This window comes from 'Cynodon dactylon' phytoplasma, assembly GCF_009268075.1.
GTDB classification, from domain to species: domain Bacteria; phylum Bacillota_I; class Bacilli_A; order Acholeplasmatales; family Acholeplasmataceae; genus Phytoplasma; species Phytoplasma cynodontis.
Genome location: NZ_VWOH01000010.1, coordinates 1 through 2,690 on the forward strand (window position 1 = coordinate 1; position 2,690 = coordinate 2,690).

Below are 2,690 nucleotides of genomic sequence, written 5' to 3' on the forward strand. Positions count from 1 at the left end.
TTTTATTGTGAGAAACCAGAAGATCTGAATCCTCAAATGATTAAAAAGAAAATAGACTCTTTTATCCAGTATTATAATCAAAAAAGAGAACTGAAGTACTTAGGTTATTTATCTCCCCTTCAGTTCAAAAAACAATACGAACAACAAAACAGAATTTAAAACAAAATAAGTTTTTGCTTTGGTGCTCTATTTTAAGAGGGCTTTTAGGCAGGCGCGGCGGCGGACACACATTTATTTTTTCTTTTTTTATTTTTGATAGATCAATACTATATTTAACAAACCCAGAAAGGATTTTTATTTGTTCAGTGAAAAAATTAAAAAAATTTATTATTAAAATTGATTTATATTATAATTAAATGTTATAATTAACTGGATAAATTAAAGGTAAGACGAAATGAAAAAAACAACCTTAAAACCTTTTATTAAATGGATTGGCGGTAAAACTCAATTACTACCTTTTTTAGATATCGTTATTCCATCGAAATTTAATACTTATTATGAGCCATTTTTAGGTGGTGGTGCTCTTTTTTTGCATTTACAACCTCATAAAGCAATTCTTAATGATATAAATTCAGATTTAATTTTAGTATGGCAGAATTTAATAAAGCATTCTTCCAAAATTATTCAAATATTAAAGGAATTAAACGAACAACTCAAAAAAGATGGTGAATCTTTTTATTGGCAAATAAGAGATGAATATAATCAATCAATCGCCAATATTAGAAAAACTGCTCTTTTTATTTTTTTAAATAAAACTTGTTTCAATGGTATTTATCGTGTTAACAGAAAAAATGAATTTAATGTTCCTTTTAACAAAAAAACCGATCTTACTTTATCATCTTTAATTGATATTGAAAATATCAAAAAAATTCTTTTTTATTTTCAAAAATATCCAAAGATTGAATTTTTTTGCCATGATTATCAAATAATCATCGATCGATCACAAAAAGATGATTTTCTTTTTGTCGATCCTCCTTATGATTCAGATAATAATTCTTTTGATGCTTACACTCATACCCCTTTCGGCAAAGAAGGGCAAAAAAGATTATTTGAGACCTTAAACAAAGCACATCATAGAGGGGTTAAATGGCTTTTAACCAATCATGATACCCCTTATATTAATAAATTATATTCTGAATTTTATTTAAATAGAATTTCTGTTTCACGTTTTATTAATTCTGATTCTTCAAAGAGAAAAAATAATCATTATGAAACAATTATCACTAATTATCCTATTACAACAAATAAACTTTTAGAATTAAATTATTTAAGTTTTAAAAAAGAATTACGCACTACTACTTATAATTTAAATTCTTATATTGATTGGAATAAAATTGATACTTTTTTAACAAAATATAATGTTGAAATAAACGAATTAAATACTTTATTTTCTTCTTCATTAACTGAATTTAAAAGTAAAATTGAGTATTTGTTTAAAATGAAAAAAACAGAATGTTTTAGCATTTTACCTTTTTTGATAGCAAAAAAACATTCAAAAGAAGACCAATTAATCTTTTTAAATAAGGAAAATCAAGAATTTAAAGTTGATTTTACTTGTTTAACATCTATTTTAAATTTTGTTGAAGAATCTGGTTTATTACAAGAAATTTTTTTAAATCCAACAGTTCATAATATACAATCTTTGTTATTAGGTGTAAAAATAGGTTTAAATTCAAATACGAATAAAAATAAAACTGGGAAAATGATGATGTTTATCATTTCTGAAATATTAAAAAAAAATAATATCGAATTTCAAACTGAAGTAACATTGAAAGACATTTTTGTCAATAACGAATTAAAAGAAACTAAAAAAATAGATTTTGTTTTTAAAATACAAAAAACTATTTTCTTATTAAAATGTAGTTTTTTTAATGTTGTTGGTTCTAAAATCAACAGCGAATTTTCCAGTTTTATAGATTTTAACAAAACAATTAAACAATTCAAAGACAAAGAATTTATTTATGTTGTCGACGGAATAGGATTAAAAAATATCAGCAATCCTTTAAAAGCAGCATTAGAAAATATAGAACATTTTTATAACATTCAAAGATTTGAAAATTTCATTATAACTATGCAAAAAAATCATTAATCAAACTTCCATTATTTTTTTGCTTGCTCTCTTGTTAGAAAGCTTTTGGTGTTAGTTTCAATGTTCAGCGCGCGGCGGACACACATTTATTTTTTCTTTTTTTATTTTTTTCTTTTTCTTTTTTTTATATTCTGAAATGCTTTTACATATTATTTATTTTTTCATCTTTTTTTAAGAAAGGAGAAGAGGGAAAAACTCTTCTAAGCTTTTACCCTCTGTATCCTTTCCTTTTACTTTATATTTTTCTTTTTTTTAAAACTTTTTAAAAGAGGGAGAGAGGAAAAAAAGCTCCTCCAAGCTTTTTTTCCTCTAAACCTCTTCCTTTTACTTTTTTTTACTTTTTTGGTCAAGAAATTTTAAAAAGTACTTGACAAAAAACTTTCTTTTAGATAAAGATAAAATAGGGGTGAACGTTAGTGAACAGTATATATATCTAACTTACTTACTTACTATAGTAAGTAAGTTAGATATATTTCTTTTCTTTTTTCTTTGTTACTTTCTTTTTTCTTTAAAATTTTTTCTTAAAAAATTAAATTTTTAAATTTGAATTAAAATATGAAATGTTTTAAATGAGGAAAAGGTTTACTCTAGATTTGAAATA

2 protein-coding genes are annotated in these 2,690 nt (G+C 23.6%); both read left to right on the plus strand.

The genetic code is table 11. The annotated features are described in order from the left end of the window. Nucleotides 1-36 precede the first annotated feature (36 nt). The gene (locus F1741_RS02335) at nucleotides 37-159 is read left to right on the plus strand and encodes an IS3 family transposase (RefSeq protein ID WP_193310887.1); all 123 of its coding nucleotides are present in this window, start codon (nucleotides 37-39) and stop codon (nucleotides 157-159) included. Nucleotides 160-394: 235 nt separating this feature from the next. Next, complete coding sequence (locus F1741_RS02205) at nucleotides 395-2,089, plus strand: DpnII family type II restriction endonuclease (RefSeq protein WP_152309986.1); 1,695 nt, start codon at nucleotides 395-397, stop codon at nucleotides 2,087-2,089. Nucleotides 2,090-2,690: the final 601 nt, after the last annotated feature.

Bases quoted from the DNA above. Each gene is read 5' to 3' on its own strand.
- F1741_RS02335 (WP_193310887.1), top strand. From the start codon at position 37: ATGATTAAAAAGAAAATAGACTCTTTTATCCAGTATTATAATCAAAAA.
- F1741_RS02205 (WP_152309986.1), top strand. From the start codon at position 395: ATGAAAAAAACAACCTTAAAACCTTTTATTAAATGGATTGGCGGTAAA.